The organism is Mitsuaria sp. TWR114 (assembly GCF_007997345.1).
Genome location: NZ_VOSR01000455.1, coordinates 1 through 2973, shown reverse-complemented (window position 1 = coordinate 2973; position 2973 = coordinate 1). Strand labels below are relative to the sequence as shown.

The window sequence follows — 2973 nt, the reverse complement described above, 5'->3', positions numbered from 1 at the left end:
CCGCGATGGCCGCCGGCATCGTGGTGGGCGGGCTGTGCGGCGCCGTCAACGGGCTCTGCGTGACGCGACTGCGCCTGCCGCCCTTCATCGCGACGCTGGGCATGATGCTGGTGGCGCGCGGCCTGGCGCTGCAGCTGACCGACGCGCGCGCCGTCTCCGGCCTGGGCGAGGCCTTCGGCGTGCTGGGCAACGGCGCGCTGTGGCGCATCGAGGAGATCGATGCGCAGGGCTTCCCCAACGTGATCTTTCCCGGCATCCCCTACCCGGTGCTGCTGATGGTGGCGCTGGCGGTGATCGTGGGGCTGCTGCTGCGCCGCACGCTGCTGGGCCGGCACCTGCATGCGGTGGGCTCCAACGCCGAGGCCGCACGCCTGTCGGGCGTCCACGTGGCGCGCGTGGCGATGTTCGCCTACACCTGCTCCGGCGCCCTGGCCGGCCTGTGCGGCTGCGTGCTGATGTCGCGCCTGGTGACCGCGCAGCCCAACGAGGGCGTGATGTACGAGCTCGACGCCATCGCCGCCGCGGTCATCGGCGGCACCTCGCTGAGCGGCGGCGTGGGCAGCGTGTCCGGCACCGTCATCGGCGCCTTCGTCATCGGCGTGCTGCGCAACGGCCTGAACATGAACGGCGTGTCGGCGTTCTCGCAGCAGATCATCATCGGCCTGGTCATCCTCCTCACCGTGTGGATCGACCAGCTCCGCAACCGGCGCTGAAGACCGGCGCAGAACACCGGCGCAAGACCGGCACATCCCACCAGGAGACCCGCATGCCCCGCATCCCCTCGTCCCTCGCTCCCTTTGCGATCCGTGCGCTGCGGCGCGCGCTGCTCGGTGCCGGCCTCGCGCTGCTGGGCGCGAGCGCCCAGGCCGGCGAGATCGCCGTCATCGTCAAGACCACCAACTCCAGCTTCTGGCAGAACGTCAACAAGGGCGCCGACGCGGCGATCAAGGAGACCACCGGCCACACGCTGACCTTCTCCGGCCCGGCGTCGGAATCGGCGGTCGCCGACCAGGTCAACCTGGTGGAGAACGCGGTCAACCGCCGCGTCGCGGGCATCGTGCTCGCGCCGTCCGACCCCGATGCGCTGGTGCCGGCCATCAAGCGCGCGTGGGAGGCCCGCATCCCCGTGGTGCTGATCGACTCCCGGGTGTCCGACGCCGGCAAGACCTACTACCAGTCCTTCCTGTCCACGGACAACATCGCTGCGGGCGAGCTCTGCGCCAAGGCGCTGATCGCGCGCGTCGGCACCACCGGCAAGGTGGCGCTCATGTCCTACGTGGCCGGCGCGGGCTCGGAGGCGGACCGTGTCGGCGGCTTCAAGCGCTACCTGCAGGCCCACTCGAAGCTGGAGATCGTCGGCCCGTACTACTCGCAGTCGCAGATGGCCACCGCGATGAACCAGACCACCGACGTGCTGGCGGCCCATCGCGACCTCAAGGCCCTGTTCGGCGCGAACGAGCCGACCGCGGTCGGCATGGGCCGCGCGCTGGTGCAGAGCGGTCGCGCCGGTCAGGTGGTGGCCATCGGTTTCGACGGCAACCAGGACCTACAGAAGTTCGTCCAGGACGGCACGCTGGAGGGCATCGCGGTGCAGAGCTCGTTCCGCATGGGCTACCTGGGCGTCAAGACGGTGGACGAGTTGCTGCAGCGCAAGCCGGTGCCCAAGTTCCGCGACACCGGCGTGGTCTGGGTCAACAAGACCAACCTGCAATCGCCCGAGGCCCGGGCGGTCCTCTACTGATGAGCGTCGTGCCTTCGTCCCTGGCGCCCCCGCCCCTCGCCGACCGCGCGGCCGCCGTCATGCCCGCACCGGACCGTCCCTTGCGCCAGGCCCTGCGCGCGTGTCCGCTGGGCCTGGGCGCCGCCGCGCTGGCGGGGCTCTACGACGCGGTCGACGAGGCCACGGCCGCCGCGACGCTGCAGGCCGCCTGGGACGCCGGCCTGCGCTGCATCGACACCGCGCCGTTCTACGGCTACACGCGCAGCGAGCACCGCGTCGGCGCCTTCCTGGCCGGACGGCCGCGCGACGGGCTGGTGCTCTCGACCAAGGTGGGGCGCCTGCTGCGGCCCGATGCCAGCGTGCGGCCGGGCAGCGACGGCTGGGCCGACCCGCTGCCCTTCCGCCCCGTCTTCGACTACAGCTACGACGGCGTGATGCGCTCATTCGAGGACAGCCTGGCGCGCCTGGGCGGCGCGCGCATCGACCTGCTGCTGGTGCATGACATCGGCCGCGCCACCCACGGCCAGCAGCACGGGCGCCACTGGCGCGCGCTCACCCAGGGCCGGGGCTTTCGCGCGCTCGAGTCGCTGCGCGACCAGGGCGCGGTGCAGGCCATCGGGCTGGGAGTGAATGAATGGGAGGTGGCCTGGGACGCGCTGTCGGCCGCGCCGATCGACTGCGTGCTGCTGGCCGGCCGCTACACGCTGCTGGAACAGGGGGCCCTCGGTTTCATGGATCGCTGCGCGGCGGACGGCGTGGACGTCCTCATTGGCGGGCCGTTCAACTCCGGGCTGCTGGCGGGCCAGGCCAAGTACGACTACGGCGCCGTGCCGGCGGCGGTGCGCGAGCGCGCCGAGGCGCTGGCCGCCGTCTGCGCCGAATTCGAGGTGCCCCTGCCGGCGGCCGCGCTGCAGTTCCCGCTGGCCCATCCGGCGGTGGCGAACGTGCTGTCGGGCATGCGTTCGCCGGACCAGGTGCGGCGCAATGTCGACTGGATGCGGCAGCCGATTCCCGGCGCGCTTTGGCACGCCTTGCGCGATCGCGGCCTGATCCACGCCGGCGTGCCGCTGCCGGACGAACCGGGGGCGGGCTGACATGCGGGTCGATGCCCACCAGCATTTCTGGCGCCTCGCCGACCGCGAGGGGCAGTGGCCGCCGCCCACGCTGGCGGCCATCCACCGGGACTTCGGCCCGGAGGACCTCGAGCCGCAACTGCGCGCCTGCGGCATCGACGCGACGGTGCTGGTGCAGTC

The 2973-nt window shown here is 72.4% G+C and carries 3 protein-coding genes and 1 pseudogene; all 4 read left to right on the top strand.

Annotated elements, in window-relative coordinates; translation table 11 throughout:
* A partial coding sequence (locus FUT87_RS16375; protein WP_147241700.1) for an ABC transporter permease occupies positions 1 to 713 on the top strand: 713 nt, incomplete at its 5' end.
* A 53-nt stretch (positions 714 to 766) separates the two neighbouring features.
* Positions 767 to 1741 carry an ABC transporter substrate-binding protein gene (locus FUT87_RS16370; RefSeq protein ID WP_147241699.1) on the top strand — a complete coding sequence of 325 codons (975 nt, stop codon included), beginning with the start codon at positions 767 to 769 and terminating at the stop codon, positions 1739 to 1741.
* 59 nt (positions 1742 to 1800) lie between these two features.
* Complete coding sequence (locus tag FUT87_RS16365; protein WP_147241698.1) at positions 1801 to 2814, top strand: aldo/keto reductase; 1014 nt, start codon at positions 1801 to 1803, stop codon at positions 2812 to 2814.
* 1 nt (position 2815) lies between these two features.
* A pseudogene (locus tag FUT87_RS30820) lies at positions 2816 to 2973 on the top strand (amidohydrolase); the annotation flags it as partial.